The following is an 18,809-nucleotide window of genomic DNA, read 5'->3' as shown; positions in this document are numbered from 1 at the left end:
ACCGGAAACCGATGACCCAAGCCGATTTTCTGCGTACCCCGTTTCTCGAGCCCAAGGATCTGCCGGACGGCATCCCCGAGGGCGCTGCCCGCTTCTTCAATCGCGAACTCAGCTGGCTGTCCTTCAACTGGCGGGTTCTCGACGAGGCGCGAAATCCACGCGTGCCGCTGCTGGAGCGGTTGCGCTTCGTGTCGATCAGCGCGACCAACCTGGACGAGTTCTATACCGTCCGCGTGGCCGGCCTGCGCGAGTTGATGCGCGAGGGCAGCACCACGCCCTCGGATGACGGGCTGAGCCCGACCGAGCAATTGGCGCTGATCAACGCCGACGCGCGGCGCCTGATGGGCGCGCAGCAGGGGGTCTGGAACGCGCTTCGTCGCGAGATGGAGCAGGAGGGCATCGTCATCCTGTCCCGCCAGCGGTTGACGCGTCCCGAGGAGGAGTTTCTCCACGACTACTTCGAGAACCGCGTCTTCCCGGTCCTGTCGCCGCTGGCCATCGACCCCGCCCATCCGTTCCCGTTCATCCCGAATGCCGGTTTCTCGCTGGCGCTGGAACTGGCGCGCGAGACCGACCGCCGGCAGATGCAGGCGTTGCTGCCGATCCCGGCACAACTGCCGCGCTTCGTGCCCCTGCCGGGAGGAGAGCGGTTCCTGAAGCTGGAAGACCTGCTGCTGATGCACCTCTCCAGCCTGTTCCCGGGCTATACCGACATCGGCCATTGCAGCTTCCGCGTCCTGCGCGACAGCGACCTGGAGGTCGAGGAAGAGGCCGAGGACCTCGTGCGTGAATTCGAGACCGCGCTGAAGCGCCGCCGCCGCGGCAGCGTCATCCGCCTGAAAATCACCGCAGGCGCGCCGGACCGGCTGCGCCGGCTGATCATGGAAGAGCTTGAGGTCGGCCCCGACGAGGTGATCGAGGTTGAGGGCCTGCTGGGCATGGCCGACCTCAAGGAACTGGTGCTGGACCACCGGCGCGAGCTTTTGTGGCCGGCCTTCACGCCCCGGGTACCGGAACGGGTGCAGGACCATGACGGCGACATGTTCGCGGCCATCCGGCAAAAGGACATGCTGCTGCACCACCCCTACGAGACCTTCGACATGGTGGTGCGCTTCCTGGCGCAGGCGGCGCGCGATCCCGACGTGCTGGCGATCAAGCAAACGCTCTATCGCACCAGCCGCGACAGCCCCATAGTCGACGCCCTCTGCGAGGCCGCCGAGGCGGGAAAGTCGGTGACCGCGCTGGTCGAACTCAAGGCCCGCTTCGACGAGGCCGCCAACATCCGCCAGTCCCGCCGGCTGGAGCGGGCAGGCGCGCATGTCGTCTATGGGTTCGTGAACTACAAGACCCATGCCAAGATCAGCACCGTGGTCCGACGCGAGGGCGACCGGCTGGTGACCTATACTCACTATGGCACCGGCAACTATCACCCGATCACGGCGCGGATCTACACCGACCTGTCGCTGTTCACCTGCGATCCGGCACTTGGGCGGGATGCGACTAAGGTTTTCAACTACTTGTCGGGTTATGTTCAACCTGCCGGATTGGAGAACCTGGCCATTTCACCGATCAACATGAAGACCCGCCTGATCGAGATGATCCTGCACGAGGCCGAGTTTGCCAGCAAAGGCAAGCCGGCGGCGATCTGGGCCAAGATGAATTCGCTGATCGAACGCGACGTGATCGAGGCGCTCTATACGGCCAGCGCCGCCGGCGTCAAGATCAGCCTGGTGATCCGCGGGATCTGCGGAATCCGACCGGGGATCAAAGGGTTGTCCGAGAATATTCGCGTAAAGTCCATCGTCGGGCGATATCTAGAGCATTCGCGGATCGTCTGCTTCGGCAATGGTCAGGGACTGCCGTCGGCCAAGGCGCGGGTCTTCATCAGCTCTGCCGACTGGATGGATCGCAACCTGAACCGCAGGGTCGAAACGCTGGTCGAATGCGTCAATGACACGGTCAAGGCGCAGATCGTCAGCCAGGTGATGGCGGCCAACATGGCGGACGAAGCGCAGAGCTGGCTGATGCAGCCGGACGGGCGCTTCCTGCGTTACCTTCCCGAAGGACAGGACGACCTGTTCGATTGTCATCGTTTCTTCATGGAAAATCCGTCCCTTTCCGGTCGGGGTACAGCCGGTGCAAGGGACGTTCCGGCGTTGACGCATTCGGCGGATTAACGCATGTCCCCTGCGGGAACCAACGGCGAACAGACAAGAGGCGCGAAGATGAACGGCGTGCGGACCACCAGTGGGGCCATGATTGAGCCCTTCAATGCAAAGTTCCGCAAGCTGCCCAAGCGGGCGCTGAAAAGGGTCGGCGTCGTCGACGTCGGATCGAACTCGATCCGCCTCGTCGTCTTCGACGGCGCAGCAAGGTCGCCGGCATACTTCTACAACGAGAAGGTCATGGCCGGCCTGGGCCAGGACATGGCCAAGACCGGCAGGTTGAACCCGAAGGGCGTGGAGCGCGGCTTTTCCGCCCTTGCGCGCTTCGCGGCCCTCGGCCGCAGCATGGACATCGAGCCGCTGACATGCGTCGCCACCGCCGCTGTCCGCGAGGCCGCTGACGGCCCGGACTTCCAGCGGCGCGTCGAACGCGAGACCGGCCTGAAGCTGCACGTGATCGACGGAGAGGAAGAGGCGCGCCTGTCCGCGCAAGGCGTGCTGCTGGGGTGGCCGGATGCGCGCGGCCTTGTGTGCGACATCGGTGGAAACTCGATGGAATTGGCCGAGGTTGCCGACGGCAAGGTTGGGCGGCGTGTCACCTCTCAACTGGGGCCGTTCCGGTTGCAGCAGATTGCGCCGAACAAGCTGCGCGACCACATCGCGGGCATCCTCAGCCAGTTGGCCGAGGAGATGGGCAGCCACCACGAGCGGATCTACCTTGTCGGCGGGTCCTGGCGCGCCATAGCCCGGCTGGACATGGAGCGGCTGAGCTATCCAATGACGGTTCTGCACGAATACCGCATGACGCCCGAGACGGCCGCCGACACGATCAACTGGATCGGCCAGCACGACCTGAACACCTTGCGTGGCAGTGTCGGCATCTCGTCGTCGCGGATCGAGCTTGTTCCGCTGGCCTCGAAGGTGCTGTCGCAGTTGGTGGAGGTCTTCACTCCGTCCGAGCTGTTCATCTCCAGCTATGGGATCCGCGAGGGGCTGCTCTATGAACACATGTCCGAGACGTTGCGCCGCCGTGATCCGCTGATCGAGGCCGCGCGGTTCACGGAAAAGCAGATGTCGCGCATGCCTGGCTTCGGCAAGAAGCTCTATCACTTCCTGCTGCCGCTGTTCCCGGACATGTCCGAAAAACGCGACCGCCTGATGCGGGCCGCTTGCCTGCTGCACGACACCGCCTGGCGCGCGCACCCCGACTATCGGGCCGAGGCCTGCTTCGACAACGTCACGCGTGCCAACATGGCGGCGCTCAGCCACCCTGAGCGGATCTACCTGGGGCTGGCCCTGCTGCACCGCTACAAGAACAACCGGGCACAGTCGCAGATGGCGCCGCTGTTCGACCTGCTGGGCGAACCCGAGATCTTGTCCGCCGAGATCCTGGGCAAGGCGATGCGCTTCGGCGCGATGTTCGCGATCGACGATCCGGCCGATGCGGGGACGCTGCAGGTGATCCCCGGCAAGTCGCTGGAACTGCGGCTCACGAAGACCGGCCGCGAACTGATGGGCGAGGTCGCCCACGCACGGTTCCAGTCGCTCTGCAAGTCGATGAACGTCGAGGGCATCCTGTCCTGACATTCATCTGGGCAGCGGCAGGTCATTAAAAAGGGCGCTCTTTCGAGCGCCCTTTCGTCTGTCTGGGGTAGGGGGATGATTACATCATCCCGCCCATGCCGCCCATGTCGGGCATGCCGCCGCCGGCACCCTGGCCCTTGGGCTCGGGCTTTTCGGCGATCATGGCTTCGGTGGTGATCAGCAGGCCGGCAACCGAGGCTGCGTCTTCCAGCGCGGTGCGCACGACCTTGGCCGGGTCGATCACGCCGAACTTGAACATGTCCCCATATTCTTCGGTCTGCGCGTTGAAGCCGAAGGCCTTGTCCGAGGACTCGCGGACCTTGCCGGCAACCACGGCGCCGTCGACGCCCGCGTTCTCGGCGATCTGGCGCATCGGAGCTTCCAGTGCGCGGCGCACGATGGCGATCCCGGCATCCTGGTCGCTGTTCGCTCCGGTCAGGCCGTCGAGAGCCTTGCCACCCTGAACCAGGGCCACGCCGCCGCCGACGACAACGCCTTCCTGAACGGCCGCACGGGTCGCGTTCAGCGCATCGTCAACGCGGTCCTTGCGCTCTTTCACTTCGATCTCGCTCATGCCGCCGACGCGGATCACGGCAACACCGCCGGCCAGCTTGGCCACGCGCTCCTGCAGCTTTTCCTTGTCGTAGTCCGAGGTGGTTTCCTCGATCTGCTGGCGGATCTGCGACACGCGGGCTTCGATCTCGGCCTTTTCACCAGCACCGTCGACGATGGTGGTGTTGTCCTTGTTGATCGTGACCTTCTTGGCGCGGCCCAGCATGTCGATGCCGACATTCTCCAGCTTCATGCCCAGGTCTTCGCTGATGACCTGGCCGCCGGTCAGGATCGCGATGTCCTGCAGCATGGCCTTGCGACGATCACCGAAGCCCGGAGCCTTGACGGCAGCGATCTTCAGGCCGCCGCGCAGCTTGTTGACGACCAGCGTGGCCAGAGCCTCGCCTTCGACATCCTCGGCCACGATGATCAGCGGCTTGCCCGACTGGATCACGGCCTCCAGCAGCGGAACCATCGGCTGCAGCGACGAGAGCTTCTTCTCGTGCAGCAGGATGTAGGCGTCTTCCAGTTCGGCGACCATCTTGTCGGGGTTGGTCACGAAGTAGGGCGACAGATAGCCGCGGTCGAACTGCATGCCTTCGACGACTTCGACCTCGGTCTCCATCCCCTTGTTCTCTTCGACGGTGATGACACCCTCGTTGCCGACCTTCTGCATCGCGTCTGCGATGAAGCGGCCGATCTGGGCTTCGCCGTTTGCCGAGATGGTGCCGACCTGGGCGACTTCGTCGCTGTCGTTCACCGGACGTGCTGCGGCTTTGATGGCCTCGACGACCTTCAGGGTGGCCTGGTCGATGCCGCGCTTCAGATCCATCGGGTTCATGCCGGCGGCGACCGCCTTCATGCCCTCTTTCACGATGGCCTGGGCCAGAACCGTCGCGGTGGTGGTGCCGTCACCGGCCTCGTCATTGGTGCGCGAAGCGACTTCGCGGACCATCTGGGCGCCCATGTTCTCGAACTTGTCGGAGAGTTCGATTTCCTTTGCAACCGACACGCCGTCCTTGGTGATGCGCGGCGCGCCGAAGGACTTGTCGATCACCACGTTGCGGCCCTTCGGGCCAAGCGTCACCTTGACCGCGTCGGCCAGGATGTTCACGCCCTTCAGCATCCGGTCGCGCGCGTCCGTGCTGAACTTGACTTCTTTCGATGCCATTTGGTTCTCCTGAATTTATCGTTGAAGGAAAGGTCGCGAAATCAGGCGATGATGCCCAGGATGTCGCTTTCCTTCATGATCAGCAGCTCTTCGCCGTCGACCGTGACTTCGGTGCCCGACCACTTGCCGAACAGGACGCGGTCGCCCGCCTTGACCGACGGTGCGATCAGTTCGCCCGAGTCCTTGCGCGCGCCATCGCCGACCGAGATGATCTCGCCCTCGGCGGGCTTTTCCTTGGCGTTGTCGGGGATAATCAGACCACCCTTGGTCTTCTCTTCGCCCTGGACGCGGCGGACCAGAACGCGGTCATGCAGCGGTTTGAATGTCATTTGGAACACTCCGATGTTTCAGGTTGCAGTGTTGCTCTGTTGGCACTCACGGCATGCGAGTGCCAATGACGCTGATCTAGGCAAAGCAAATTGGCCTGTCAACAGGCCAGTTGGCGGATCGGCGCAACGGGGAAGTGGATGCCCGCCTACCGGTTTGATGGCAGTGGGTGGGCGACAGTGTTCGACGGCCGAACCTACGTCACCAGGCGCATGGCTGGGCGTGCAAAGAGCCAGACGTGGCGGAAGGTGCCCCTGAGGACACGACAGACAGCTAAGATGGTTACGTCATGTTGACAAATGGCGGATCCAGAGGCGGATCGAGGTGATGTCGATGAAGCCTGGGAAGCTCTCGGCGGTCTTGTCGTAGCGGGTAGGCGACGCGGCGGGCGTTTTCGAGCTTGTTGAAGCACCGCGCGACAAGGTTCCGCAGCCGGTAAGGGCTTGCGGTCGACAGCCACGCAGCTTCCGTGACTTCCGCATGGGTGTCACGGGCACGACGTTGCGCGCCTCCATGTTTCGCGAACCTTGTCAGAGGCATGGTCGCGATCGGCCAGCAGGACGCAAGGTTCCGGCAGGTTGTCGTCCATGGCCAGATCGAAGCCCAGATGGTCCGACGTCTGGCCCGGCGAAATATGCGACCTCATGGGGAGCCTGCACCGTTGACCCGGAGGTGGATCTTGGTCGCGAAGTGGAAGGTGGTCCAGAAAACGATCCGGTGGATCGTCTTCCCACCGGACGCTCTCGAACGGCCGAAACCGGCGGTGGACGCTGGACCACTTGCCGAACTTTTCGGGCAGGTCGCGCCAACCATCCCTCGCGGGCCCCGATCACGCCGGAGGTCCTGCAGGCCCTGCGCCTGCTCCTGGACCGGCAGCGGGAGATCCAGCACGTCTCGAGCGAGACCTACGAGACGGTGCTGCCGCTGACCGCGCTTCTGGATCTGCTGCGCCGACCGAAGGACCAGGAGGAACTGGGCCGGCAGCTGGCCGAGGCCCTGCGCCAGATCCTCGTCTCGACCCAGAAGATCGCGCAGGATCTGGCCACCCTGATCTCGGCGCAGCGCGAGCAGCGGGAGGAGGTCCGGGGTCTGACCGCGCAGATCCAGGAAGTCATGGCGGCTCAGCGTCTGCTGATCGATGGGCAGGCCTCGCTGAACCGGACCGTCGCCGCACTCGGCGACGACTTGTTCGAAGGCGAACGCGGGTCGTAGCGTTGCTGCTGCTCGCCCGGCGCATCTGTCGCGGGCTTGGCCTCACGGCCCATCCCGTCATCCGCCAGGGTAGCCCGACTGTCGAGGTGCGCTTCGATGACGGCAGCGCGGTCGGCATCCGTCCGGACATCGTTCTATTGGAGCGGCGCGGCAAGCTGGACAGCTCGCTGGCGAAGACCTTTGCGGGGGCACTCGCGCGGGCGAAGCAGTGGGTGATCAGCCGGCACGACACGGCATTGCCGCCCCCGCGACCCGGTGAGCCCGGAACTCCCTTAGCCGGGACCCTGGCCGCGCTGCGGACACACATGGGCGCAAGGCTGCGAGGGCGACAGCCCGTTCACCTAACAGCAGACCTTTGCCTGCGCCAACACGCAGTAACGCTGTGGCACGAGCTCGTGCAGCATGGGCCGGACGTGGAGGAGCAGACCAGCCCGGTGCTCATCCTGACCCCGCGATGCCTCAGGGCAGTGCTAGCGCGGGAGCCTGGAGGCGCGGAGCGGCTGAAGGCGCTGACGACGCGCAATCCCGAGGTCACAGTTGCGGCATTCCTTCCACCAAATGGCGTGCCGCGCGTTCTGTCGATGGACCGGCTGAACGGCATCATCCGATCTCGGCTGAAGAAAACGCGCTTGGCGTCAGAGGTGGCTTCAGGCTGTCAGAGTGATGATTCCGGCCTGGACTTCCCTGCGCCTGCGTGAGCGCCTATCTTGCAAAGGGGGAATGATCCAATACCTCAAGACGAGACAATGCTACCCCGGTCGCTACCCCAAGGCTGATCGACAGCAAAAAACGCCCGATAATTAGAAACTTGGAAAAGGGTAGTGGCGGAGACGAAGGGATTCGAACCCTCGAGACCCTTTCGGGCCTGCACCCTTAGCAGGGGTGTGCCTTCGACCACTCGGCCACGTCTCCGTCGACCCGTATATGGATGTCGTCAGAGCAGGACAAGGGCTTTTTGAGGGATTGCGGCATGTCGAGCAGGACGGGTGTAAGGCCCGGTTGTTGAAGGCTAAGTGGTCGAGCGGCTGCCGGTTCCCTTTTCGGCCGGGCGGAGGTCAGCACTGGACCAGGTCGTGGTGGATCTGCGATCCTGCCCATGCGCCGTCCGCCATGGCGAGGCTGATGGAGTGGTGGCTGAGGGCGGCGTCCCCGCAGGCATAAGCGCCGGCGACGGAGGTTTCGCGGCGGTCGGTCGTGACGATGAACTGCTCGGTCGGCAGTTCGGACAGCCGGCAGCCAAATTCGCGAGCAAGCGCACCGGCGGGTGCCGTGGCCGAGCTGGTGAAGATGCCCGCGGCGGATAGAATACGGTCGTCGGCCAGGTGAACACGACCGGGAGCAACGTGCGAGATGGCGGTTTCCTCGACCGCTACCTTCAGGTGCTCCAACGCGGCCCGGGTCGCGCGACCCAGTGTCAGGGACCGGTTGCAGAGCAGCGTGACCGGCCCCCAATCGGTCAGCAGTCGCACCTGGTCCAGAGACCGCGCACCGACGGCGATGACAGCGATGGGACCCTTGTTCAGTTCGTAGGCGTGGCAATAGGGGCAGTGGAAGACCGTCTTCCCCCACTGATCGGCAAGGCCGGGAATGGCCGGCAAGGTATCGGACACGCCGATGGCAAAGAGGACGCGGCGACCCTCATGGACCTGCCCGTCACCGGTCGTGACCCGAAAGTTGTCGAGGCTGCCCGTGACTCCGGTAGCCGTGCCATCAACCCACGTCAGCGTCGGATAGCGCGCCAGTTGTTCTCGGGCGTCCGAGGCCAGCGTGTCGCGCGCGACGCCGTCGCCGCCCAGCACCGCATGCGCGTGACTGGCGGGGTGATTGCGCGGTCTGCCCGAATCGATGACCAGGATGCTACGGCGCGCGCGCAGCAGTTGCAGGGCCGCCGACATGCCGGAATAGCTGCCGCCGATGATGATCGCGTCGTGGCGCATGGAGGCCTCTTGTTCCTCGGGGTGCCCGGAACCGCGGCAGCCGCACTTTGTTCCCCGACAAGGGCCGACGCGGGCCGGGCGGAATGGAACAATTCATCCGTCAGACTGTTCATCCAAGGCATTTTCGGGGAGCGTGAAATGGCAGAGCACTACGTCTCGGACAACGATGTCTCTCAACCGATGACGGGTCAGGAGGCGCTGAAGGCACTCTCGCGGTCGCGCATTGCCATCGAGGGCGTCTCGATCGAGATCGATGGCGGGCGGTTCTCGGCCAAGGTCGTTGCCGGACAGACGGCCACGGTTCAGGCGGACATCTTTTCCGACGGCCACGACAGCATCGACACGGCCCTTCTGTTCAGGCGCGCGGGCACAGACAGCTTTACCGAAGCGCCGATGCGGTTCCTGGAAAACGATCGCTGGCAGGGCAACATGGTCCTCGAGCAGCCCGGCCAATACGAGGTCACGATCCTGGCTTGGCGCGACCTGTTCCTGACATGGCGCAAGGAAGTCGCCAAGAAGCACGCCGCCGGCCAGTCCATCGCGCTGGAGCTGGAGGAGGGTCGCAACCTGCTCGCGGCCGTATTGGCTCCCGACAGCCGCGCCGACGAGGCCGGCCGCGGCGCCATCTCGGCGCTTCTGGCCGAGGATGACGGGGCGATGCGCGGCGATGAACATGACGGCCTGCGCTTCGGTCGTCTCGGCGCACCCGAGACGGTCGAGCTGATGCGCCACGTCGGCCCCCGCACCGACGCCACGCGTTACAGGCTGCTGCCGGTCTTCGCCGACCGGGAGGCTGCCGCCTTCAGCGCATGGTACGAGTTGATGCCCCGGTCGCAGTCTAACGACGAACATCGGCACGGCACCTTCGACGATGTCATCGCGCGGCTGCCCTATGTCCGTGACCTCGGCTTCGATGTTCTGTATTTCCCGCCGATCCATCCCATCGGCCGCACCAATCGCAAGGGCCGCAACAACACGTTGACACCAGGGCCCGACGATCCAGGCAGCCCCTATGCCATCGGTTCCGACGAAGGCGGCCACGACTCCATCCACCCCGAACTGGGAAGCTTCGACGACTTCCGCCGCCTGGTCGATGCCGCACGCGATCACGGGCTGGAGATTGCGCTCGACTTTGCCATCCAGTGTTCGCCCGACCACCCCTGGATCCGCGAACACCCTGAGTGGTTCGACTGGCGCCCCGACGGCACCATCAAGTTCGCCGAGAATCCGCCCAAGAAGTACGAAGACATCGTCAACGTCCATTTCTATCGCAAGGCCCTGCCGGACCTGTGGTACGCGCTGCGCGACATCGTGCTGTTCTGGGTGGAGCACGGCGTCAGGATTTTCCGCGTCGATAATCCCCACACCAAGCCGTTCCCGTTCTGGGAATGGATGATCGCGGAAGTGCGCGCCAAGCATCCTGAAGTGATCTTCCTGGCCGAGGCATTCACCCGACCGAAGGTCATGAAGCGGCTGGCGAAGATCGGCTTTTCGCAGTCCTATTCCTATTTCACGTGGCGAAACACCAAGGAAGAACTGACAGACTACCTGATCGAGCTGACCCAGAGCGACAGTCGGGAAGTCATGCGCCCAAACTTCTTCGTCAACACCCCTGACATCAACCCGCGCTTTCTGCAGACCAGCGGGCGGCCGGGCTTTCGGACGCGGCTGGTGCTGGCGGCGACGCTTGGCGGCAACTACGGCGTCTATAACGGGTTTGAGATCTGCGACGCCGCCCCCGTGCCCGGCAAGGAGGAATATCTGGACTCGGAGAAGTACCAGATCCGTGTCTGGGACATGGACCAGCCGGGCAACATTCAGGACGACATCCGGCTGGTGAACCGGCTGCGCCACGAACACCCGGCGCTGCGGCATTTCACGAACCTCAAGTTCTATCACGCCGGCAGCGACCAGGTGCTGGCCTATGGCAAGCGGGCAGGGGACAACTTCGTCCTGATCCACGTCAACCTGGACCCGCACAACGTCCAGTCCTTCCAGTTCGAGGTTCCATTGTGGGAATTCGGCCTGCCCGACGACGCATCCATCGAGGTGCGCGACCTTGTCCACGGCAACAGCTTCACCTGGCACGGCAAGTACCAGTGGCTTGAACTCGATCCTCAGACACGGCCCTATGTGATGTGGCAGCTTCTGGCCCCGGGGGTGGCGCGCTGATGAATATCTCGACGAAGAAAGACCAAGCCAGCTTTGCCGTGCGCGGCGGAATCGACCGCGACTGCGCCGACTGGTACAAGGACGCGATCATCTATCAGTTGCACATCAAGGCGTTCCAGGATTCGAACGGCGACGGGATCGGCGATTTCGCGGGCTTGATGCAGCGGCTGGACTATGTGCAGGAGCTGGGCGTCACGGCGATCTGGGTGCTGCCCTTCTATCCGTCCCCCCTGCGCGACGACGGCTATGACATCTCGGACTACAGGTCGATCAACCCGTCGTATGGGACCATGAAGGACTTCAAGGCGTTCGTGACCGAGGCGCACAAGCGCGGCATCCGGGTGATCACCGAACTGGTCATCAACCACACCAGCGACCAGCACCCGTGGTTCCAGAAGGCCCGCCACGCCAAGCCCGGTTCGGCTGCCCGCGACTACTACGTCTGGTCCGACACGGACGAGAAATGGCCCGAGACGCGGATCATCTTCCTGGACACGGAGCGGTCGAACTGGACATGGGACCCGGTGGCGGGCGCCTATTACTGGCACCGCTTCTATTCGCACCAGCCCGACCTGAACTTCGACAATCCGCGCGTGCTGCAGGAAGTCCTGAAGGTCATGCGCATGTGGCTGGAGATGGGCGTCGACGGGCTGCGGCTGGACGCGATCCCATATCTGGTGGAACGCGACGGCACCAACAACGAGAACCTGCCCGAGACGCATGATGTCCTGAAGGCGATCCGCGCCGACCTGGACGCGCATTTCCCCGACCGGATGCTGCTGGCCGAGGCCAACCAGTGGCCCGAGGACACGCGCCCCTATTTCGGCGACGGCGACGAATGCCACATGGGCTTTCACTTCCCGCTGATGCCGCGGATGTACATGGCGTTGGCCCAGGCGGACCGCCACCCGATCACCGACATCATCCGCCAGACGCCCGAGATCCCCGAGGCCTGCCAGTGGGGCATCTTCCTGCGCAACCATGACGAACTGACGCTGGAGATGGTGACGTCGGAAGAACGCGACTACCTGTGGCAGACCTATGCCGCCGACACGCGGGCGCGGATCAACCTGGGCATCCGCCGCCGGCTGGCGCCGCTGATGCAGAACGACCGGCGCAAGATCGAGCTGCTGAACTCGCTGCTGCTGTCCATGCCCGGCACACCGATCATCTATTACGGCGATGAGATCGGCATGGGCGACAACTACTACCTGGGCGACCGTGACGGGGTCAGGACGCCGATGCAATGGTCTGGCGACCGCAATGCCGGGTTCTCGGCCGCGAAGCCGCAGCAGCTTTATCTGCCGGCAATCATCGATGCTGTCTATGGCCACCAGGTCATCAACGTGGAATCGCAGGCCGACGATCCATCCTCGCTTCTGAACTGGATGCGCCGGATGATCACCGTGCGCCGCCAGCACCCGGCCTTCGGGCGGGGCACGATGACGCTGCTCTATCCCCGGAACCGCAAGATCCTGGCCTATATCCGCGAACACGAGGATCGCGCCTATCTGTGCGTGGCCAACCTGTCCGACGCCGCGCAGGCGGTCGAACTGGACCTGGCGCGTCACCGCGACAAGGTGCCCGTCGAGTTGACCGGGCGGTCGGCCTTCCCGCCAGTGGGTGATCTGCCCTACATGCTGACGCTGCCGGCCTATGGCTTCTACTGGTTCGCGCTGGCCAGCGACGAGGAAACGCCCGCCTGGCACGAGCAGCTGCCCGACATCCTGCCCGAGTTCATGACGCTGACCACTCGCGACGGCCGCGTCCTGACCGCGCTGAAGGGACGAGAGGGCACGCAGTTCCAGAACGACGTGCTGCCGCAATGGCTGCCGATGCAGCGCTGGTTCGCCGCCAAGGACGAGAAGATCAGTGCGGTCAAGATGACCCCGATGGGCGAGGTCGATCCCGATCACGCGTTGGTGTCGATCGACGTGACGCTGTCGGACGAACAGCACAGCTACTTCCTGCCGCTGTCCGCCCGGTGGGGAGAGGAGAATCTGCGCCCGGGTGCGCCGCGCCTGTCCTACACGCTGGCCAAGACACGCCACACGGCGCGTGTTGGTGCGCTGATCGACGGCGCCTATGACGAACGGCTGCCGGGCCTCTTCCTGGATGCGATGAAGGCCGACAGCCGTAAGGGCGACCTGCGCTTCAGCGGCACCGACGCGCTGCGCGAGATCACCGAGCCGGGCGATCCGCGCCAGCTGGGGGTCGAGCAGTCGAACATCTCGATCGCGTTCACCGACCAGATCATCCTCAAGCTCTATCGCCGCCTGCGCGAGGGCGAGCAGCCCGATGTCGAAGTCGCGCGCTTTCTGACCGAGACGGCTGGATACCCGCATACGCCCGCATATCTGGGCCAGGTCACCCACGAGGGAGACGCCCGAACCGTGCTGGCCGCCGCCTTCGCCTTCGTCGCCAACCGCGGCGATGCCTGGACCGGGATCTTCGACGCGCTGATGCTGGAGTTCAACGAGCACGAGTCCTGGCCGTCCGAGCAGGAGCCGGACGTGACGTCCCCGTCCTTCGATTTCCCGCTGAGCATCGGCGCGCTTCTGGGCGAACGCACGGCGCAGCTGCACAAGGCGCTTGCGACGCCGACCGAAGACCCGGCCTTCGCGACCGAGGATCTGACGGTCGATCATCTGGCCGACTGGACCCGCACCGCCGAAGCCGAGGCCGAGGCGATGCTGTCGCGCCTTCAGCAGGCCCAGGACCAACTGCCCAAGGACGCCCTTCCGCTGGCGCGGGAACTGCAGCAGCGCAAGGACGACCTGATGGCGCGCCTCCGCAAGGCATCGGGGATCGCGCCGTCCGGCAAGCTGTCGCGCATCCATGGCGACTACCACCTGGGTCAGGTCCTGCTGGCCCAGAACGACGTCGCCATCATCGACTTCGAAGGCGAACCCGCGCGCACCCTGGAGGAGCGGCGTGCTAAATCGTCGCCCCTGCGCGACGTGGCCGGCATGCTGCGGTCGTTCGACTATGCGGCGCTTTCGGTCATGGCGCGCCACCGCCATGATGCCCCCGCCGGGGCAGAGCGCGCCACGACGCGGATCGAGGAATGGCGGCGATCGGTTGCGCGGGACTTCATGGGCGCCTATCGCAGCCATGGCGAAGGCGCGCCGAACCTGCCCGACAACGACGACGCCATGCAGGCGCTGCTGGACCTGTTCCTGCTGCAAAAGGCGATCTACGAAACCGGATACGAGCTTGGGAACCGCCCGACCTGGGTCGGCCTTCCCCTGCGCGGCATCCTTGATCTTCTGGACGAGGCCCCATGAGCGAGACGGCAAACCTTCCCGAAACCCGCCCCGACGGCCCGAGCGCCGCGGCCATCGAGGCCATCCTGCGTGGCAACCACCACGATCCGTTCTCGATCCTGGGACGGCATGACGGTCAGCTTCGGGTCTTTGCGCCGCAGGCGGCCGAGGTCTGCGCCATTGCCTCCGGCGGCTCGACCAAGCTGACCCGCATCCATCCCGAGGGCTTTTTCTGCGGACCTGCGCCGTCAGGGGATTATCGCCTGAAGATGACCGCCGGAAGCCACGAGTGGGAGGTCGACGACCCGTATCGCTTCGGTCCCGTTTTGGGCGAGATGGACGAATACCTGATCGCCGAGGGCAGCCACCGCAAGCTCTATGACAAGCTGGGCGCGCACCCGATGACGCATGAAGGCGTCGCGGGCACGTCCTTCGCGGTCTGGGCGCCGAACGCGCGCCGCGTCAGCGTCGTCGGCCACTTCAACGCCTGGGACGGGCGGCGCCACCCGATGCGCAAGCGCCTCGGGCCGGGCATATGGGAGCTGTTCATCCCCGGCGTTGGCGCCGGAGAGATCTACAAGTACGAGATCATCAGTGCTCATGGCCAGCGGATGCCGCTGAAGGCCGACCCGATCGGGTTCGCGCACGAACTGCCCCCTGAAACCGCCTCGGTCATCGATGGCCTGCCTCAGCATGACTGGCACGACAGCGGCTGGATGGCGGGGCGCGCAGCGCGCCAGGATGCCCGGGCCCCGATCTCGATTTACGAGGTGCATCTGGGATCGTGGCGGCGCGGTGGCGGCGACGAGATCCTGAGCTATGATACCATTGGCGATCTGCTGGTGCCCTATGTGGTCGAGATGGGCTTTACCCATGTCGAGTTTCTGCCGGTCAGCGAACACCCGTTCTCGGGCTCCTGGGGCTATCAGCCGGTGGGGCTGTTTGCCCCGACCAGCCGCTTCGGCGACCCGGAGTCCTTCGCACGGCTGGTGGACCGCCTGCACCAGGCCGGGATCGGTGTGATTCTCGACTGGGTTCCGGCGCACTTTCCCTCGGACGCCCACGGTCTGGCGCAGTTCGACGGCACCGCGCTTTACGAACATGCCGACCCGCGACAGGGCTTCCACCAGGACTGGAACACGCTGATCTACAATTTCGGCCGCCGGGAAGTCGCGAACTTCCTGCAGTCCAGCGCACTCTACTGGATCGACCGCTTCCATGTCGACGCCCTGCGCGTCGATGCCGTGGCGTCCATGCTGTACCTGGATTATTCGCGCAAGCAGGGCGAGTGGATCCCGAACGAGTATGGCGGCAACGAGAACCTCGAGGCGATCTCGTTCTTGCGCGGCGTCAACGAGCGCGTGCAGCAGGATCATCCCGGCGCGATCACCATTGCCGAGGAATCGACCGCCTTCCCGAAGGTCAGCCGGCCCGTCGACGACGGCGGCCTGGGCTTTGCCTTCAAGTGGAACATGGGCTGGATGCACGACACGCTGGGGTATTTCCGGCGCGACCCGATCCACAGGCGGCACCACCAGCACGACCTGACCTTCGGCCTGGTCTACGCGTTCTCGGAGAACTTCGTCCTGCCGCTGAGCCATGACGAGGTCGTCCACGGCAAGGGCTCTCTGATCGGGCAGATGGCCGGGGACCGCTGGCAGAAGTTCGCGAACCTGCGCGCCTATTTCGGCTTCATGTGGACCCATCCAGGCAAGAAGCTGATATTCATGGGCGGAGAATTCGCGCAGGAGCGTGAATGGAACCACGACCGGTCGCTGGACTGGCACCTGCTGGACGATCCGCTGCACAGTGGGATGCAGGCGCTGGTGGCCGACCTGAACCGGCTTTATCGCGACCGTCCTGCGCTGCACCGGCTGGACTGTTCGCCCGAAGGCTTCGAATGGATCGATGCCAGCGACGCCGAGCAGAGCGTTCTGGTCTACATGCGCAAGTCTGATGACGGTTCCGCCCCCTGCGTCGTGGTCTGCAACCTGACGCCGGAACCGCGCTATGACTACCGGATCGGCGTCCCGGTGCCCGGCCTCTGGCGAGAGGTCCTGAACAGCGACGACGCGCGCTATGGCGGTTCGAACCTGGGGAACCACGGGCTGGTGCAGGCGGATGACGAAGCGTGGCACGGGCGCGACCAGTCGCTGCGGCTGACGCTGCCGCCGCTGGCCACCATCGTTCTGGCGCCGGGCGAAGATGCCTGAGGCGCGCGACCTGACGCAGCGGGCGTTGGAGCATGGCATCCAGCCCACCTACGTGGGAATGGGGGGCGAGGCGCATCTTGCCCCCGAAGCCACGCTGGAAAAGCTTCTGCAGGCTTTCGGGGCTGACCCGGACCGGCCCGGGCCGCTGACAGCGGAACCTGAACTGCGCGCGCATCCCGGCACCCGGTGCTACCTGCCCGAGGACGGCCGGGCCTGGGGCGTCGCGCTTCAGCTCTATCAGCTTCGCTCGGCACGCAACTGGGGCATCGGCGATTTCGGCGACCTTGCGGACATGGCGGCGGTGCTGGGCGCGGCGGGGGCGGACTTCATCGGCCTTAACCCGCTGCACGCGCTGTTCCTGTCGAAGCCCAGGCACTGCAGCCCGTTCTCTCCGTCGAACCGGCGGTTTCTCAACCCGCTCTACATCGCGGTGGATCGCCTGCACGGCTTTCAGCCGCAGATGGCCGCCGAGGCGCGGCTGAAGTCGCTGCGGCAGGCAGAGTTTGTCGACTACGCCGGCGTCGCGGCGCTGAAGCTGCCGGTGCTGCGCCAGATCTGGGACGCGGCCGGTCGTCCCGACGCGGCCGAGGATCTGCTGACCGAAGGCAGCGCGGACCTGCGTCGCCACTCGCTTTTCGAGGCGCTGTCGGCTTGGATGGTGGCGCAGGGCCATGGGGCAGGGTGGCGCGACTGGCCCGAGGAATGGCAGGACGCGGAAGGCGATGCCGTGGCCCGGTTCGCGCAGACCCATGCCGACGACCTCCGCTTTCACCGTTGGCTTCAGCAGGTGGCGCAACGACAGCTCGCAGAGGCGGGCGAGGCCTGCGGTCGCGCGGGCATGACCATCGGCCTTTATCTCGATTTCGCTGTGGGCGAGGCGTCGGACGGTTCCGGCGCCTGGGGCAACCCGCTGGTGGTGCCCGGCGTCCGCATCGGCGCGCCGCCCGACTGGTTCAACGAGACGGGCCAAGACTGGGGCCTTGCGCCCCTATCCCCGGTCGAGATGGCCGCCCGAGAGGCCGCGCCGTTCGCGACGCTGATGGAGCAGGCGACGCGGCAGGCGGGGGCGCTGAGGATCGACCATGCCATGGGGCTGTGGCAGCTGTTCCTGATCCCCGACGGTGACGGCCCGCCCGAGGGCACTTATGCCCGCTATCCCGTGGCCGACATGCTGGACGCGCTGGCCCGCGCCTCGCGTCAGAACCGCACCATCGTCATCGGCGAAGACCTGGGCAACGTTCCTCCGGGCTTTCGCGAGGTCATGGATGAGGTCGGGATCCTGTCTTATCGCATCCTGCTGTTCGAACGGACAGATGAGGGCTTCATCCCGCCAGAGGATTATCCGCGCAACGCGATGGCATGCCTGTCCACTCACGACCTGCCGACCTTTCAGGGCTGGTGGCGCGGTGACGACGTCACCCTGCGCCTGAAGCATGGACTGATCAACGCCGCTGCCGCGCAGGATCAGGCGGCGACACGGGTGACCGAGCGCGACCAGCTGCTTCAGGACCTGGCGGCGGTCGGCCTCTGGTCCGGTGCCCCGCCGGTCACTGACGCCGCGCCCGAGGATCTGGTCGCGGCCGTCCATGCGTTCCTGGCAAAAGCCCCGTCGCGGCTTCTTGCCGTGAGATTGGAGGATGTCACCGGCGAAGCCGACCCCGTGAACATCCCCAGCACGGTGGACGAGCATCCGAACTGGCAGCGCAAGCTTGGGGTATCGGTTGAGGACATCGCGGACCTGCCGCTCTTTCGCAAGATCGCGAATGGTCTGCAAGCCGAGCGGCCACGTCGAGGCCTGAGCCGATGACGGTCGGCGGACCCGTGCGGCCAGGGCGCGCACGTTGTGGCGACAGCGAGAGCGATTTTCCAAGGCGGTAGCGATCCGCTCGAAGAGGGTTGGAGATGATCTTCGGGCCCCGATGCCACTTCGATGGCTGATCGCATGCTGTTAGATGCTATCGTTCGTCGGGGTTGCGGAGAACACCATGGTTACCGAGCGAAAGCTTGGAGGTTTCTGGCCCCCATGCGAGGTTGCTGCTTGTGACCGAGGACCTTCTGGCATGTGAGATTGGCTCCAGTCAGGCCGCGAGGTCAAGAGACATCGGCTCGAGAGGCTGAGAAAGCGTTTTCCCAGCGGTCGATCTTCCGCATCTGGATCTGGCCGGAGGCCAGCAGCGCCCAGAGCAGCATGGGCACGGTTTCGGCGCAGG

Annotated in this window: 11 protein-coding genes, 1 tRNA gene and 2 pseudogenes; 8 read left to right on the top strand and 6 right to left on the bottom strand. The window is 65.0% G+C overall.

What is annotated here, in order from left to right; genetic code table 11:
* Positions 1-11 precede the first annotated feature (11 nt).
* Positions 12-2,177: an RNA degradosome polyphosphate kinase gene (locus OC159_RS03960; protein WP_265499855.1), complete on the top strand. Its 2,166-nt coding sequence runs from the start codon at positions 12-14 to the stop codon at positions 2,175-2,177.
* 78 nt (positions 2,178-2,255) lie between these two features.
* On the top strand, positions 2,256-3,749 hold the full coding sequence (locus OC159_RS03955; protein ID WP_265500048.1) for a Ppx/GppA family phosphatase: 1,494 nt from the start codon (positions 2,256-2,258) through the stop codon (positions 3,747-3,749).
* 79 nt (positions 3,750-3,828) lie between these two features.
* On the opposite strand, the gene groL is transcribed toward OC159_RS03955, so the two are convergent.
* The 3 genes and pseudogenes from groL to OC159_RS03940 all read right to left on the bottom strand — a co-directional run.
* Positions 3,829-5,472 carry a chaperonin GroEL gene (gene groL, locus OC159_RS03950; protein WP_265499854.1) on the bottom strand — a complete coding sequence of 548 codons (1,644 nt, stop codon included), beginning with the start codon at positions 5,470-5,472 and terminating at the stop codon, positions 3,829-3,831.
* A gap of 41 nt (positions 5,473-5,513) precedes the next feature.
* Positions 5,514-5,801: a co-chaperone GroES gene (locus OC159_RS03945; RefSeq protein WP_265499853.1), complete on the bottom strand. Its 288-nt coding sequence runs from the start codon at positions 5,799-5,801 to the stop codon at positions 5,514-5,516.
* A 285-nt stretch (positions 5,802-6,086) separates the two neighbouring features.
* Positions 6,087-6,489, bottom strand: a pseudogene (locus OC159_RS03940) (transposase); the annotation flags it as partial.
* A 27-nt stretch (positions 6,490-6,516) separates the two neighbouring features.
* On the opposite strand from OC159_RS03940, the gene OC159_RS20080 reads away from it, so the two are divergent.
* Positions 6,517-7,011, top strand: a complete 495-nt coding sequence (locus OC159_RS20080) for a hypothetical protein (protein ID WP_407674053.1) — start codon at positions 6,517-6,519, stop codon at positions 7,009-7,011.
* Positions 7,012-7,013: 2 nt separating this feature from the next.
* Positions 7,014-7,709 carry a hypothetical protein gene (locus OC159_RS03930; RefSeq protein WP_265499851.1) on the top strand — a complete coding sequence of 232 codons (696 nt, stop codon included), beginning with the start codon at positions 7,014-7,016 and terminating at the stop codon, positions 7,707-7,709.
* A gap of 124 nt (positions 7,710-7,833) precedes the next feature.
* Here the strand turns inward: OC159_RS03930 and OC159_RS03925 are convergent.
* Together OC159_RS03925 and OC159_RS03920 are read right to left on the bottom strand one after the other, a co-directional pair.
* Positions 7,834-7,923, bottom strand: a tRNA-Ser gene (locus OC159_RS03925).
* Between the two features lie 143 nt (positions 7,924-8,066).
* The gene (locus OC159_RS03920; RefSeq protein WP_265499850.1) at positions 8,067-8,948 is read right to left on the bottom strand and encodes an NAD(P)/FAD-dependent oxidoreductase; all 882 of its coding nucleotides are present in this window, start codon (positions 8,946-8,948) and stop codon (positions 8,067-8,069) included.
* Positions 8,949-9,128: 180 nt separating this feature from the next.
* On the opposite strand from OC159_RS03920, the gene OC159_RS03915 reads away from it, so the two are divergent.
* From OC159_RS03915 to malQ, 4 genes are read left to right on the top strand one after another with little or no spacing between them, the layout of a single operon-like run.
* Positions 9,129-11,120: an alpha-1,4-glucan--maltose-1-phosphate maltosyltransferase gene (locus OC159_RS03915; RefSeq protein WP_265500047.1), complete on the top strand. Its 1,992-nt coding sequence runs from the start codon at positions 9,129-9,131 to the stop codon at positions 11,118-11,120.
* Positions 11,120-14,407 carry a maltose alpha-D-glucosyltransferase gene (gene treS / locus OC159_RS03910; protein WP_265499849.1) on the top strand — a complete coding sequence of 1,096 codons (3,288 nt, stop codon included), beginning with the start codon at positions 11,120-11,122 and terminating at the stop codon, positions 14,405-14,407. Before OC159_RS03915 ends, treS begins: the two co-directional genes overlap by 1 nt.
* The gene (gene glgB, locus OC159_RS03905) at positions 14,404-16,599 is read left to right on the top strand and encodes a 1,4-alpha-glucan branching protein GlgB (RefSeq protein WP_265499848.1); all 2,196 of its coding nucleotides are present in this window, start codon (positions 14,404-14,406) and stop codon (positions 16,597-16,599) included. Before treS ends, glgB begins: the two co-directional genes overlap by 4 nt.
* Positions 16,592-18,406: a 4-alpha-glucanotransferase gene (gene malQ, locus OC159_RS03900; protein ID WP_265499847.1), complete on the top strand. Its 1,815-nt coding sequence runs from the start codon at positions 16,592-16,594 to the stop codon at positions 18,404-18,406. Before glgB ends, malQ begins: the two co-directional genes overlap by 8 nt.
* Before the next feature lie 271 nt (positions 18,407-18,677).
* Here malQ and OC159_RS03895 read toward each other — a convergent pair.
* Positions 18,678-18,809 (bottom strand): annotated as a pseudogene (locus OC159_RS03895) (IS256 family transposase); the annotation flags it as partial.

Source organism: Paracoccus beibuensis (assembly GCF_026162625.1).
In the GTDB taxonomy this organism is placed as follows: Bacteria; Pseudomonadota; Alphaproteobacteria; order Rhodobacterales; family Rhodobacteraceae; genus Paracoccus; species Paracoccus beibuensis.
This window is presented reverse-complemented; position numbering and strand designations above follow the sequence as displayed.